1 pseudogene is annotated in these 299 nt (G+C 64.2%); it reads left to right on the top strand.

Features of this window, described 5'->3' with window-relative positions:
- Positions 1 to 8: 8 nt before the first annotated feature.
- A pseudogene (locus tag QZ307_RS05715) lies at positions 9 to 299 on the top strand (Na+/H+ antiporter NhaC family protein); the annotation flags it as partial.

Here is a 299-nt window from a genome sequence, read left to right as displayed (position 1 = left end):
AGTTCCACGTGAGCCACGAGAAGCTCGCCTGGATCATCGACTCCACGGCGGCCCCGGTCTGCATTATCGCGCCGGTGTCCTCGTGGGCGGTGGCCGTGGGCGGCTACATGGGCGAGGACGGCTTCAACACGTTTGTGGCCTCCATCCCCTACAACTTCTACGCGCTGCTTACCATCTTCTTCGTGTTCTTCATGCTGTTCCTGCAGAAGGACTTCGGCCCTATGGCGGCGGCCCAGGCCGAGGTGGCCGGGCGCATTCCGCCCGAGGGCTCGAAGCTTGAGGCCGTTTCTCTCGTGGGC

The organism is uncultured Adlercreutzia sp., assembly GCA_910585575.1.
In the GTDB taxonomy this organism is placed as follows: Bacteria; Actinomycetota; Coriobacteriia; order Coriobacteriales; family Eggerthellaceae; genus Adlercreutzia.
This window is presented reverse-complemented; position numbering and strand designations above follow the sequence as displayed.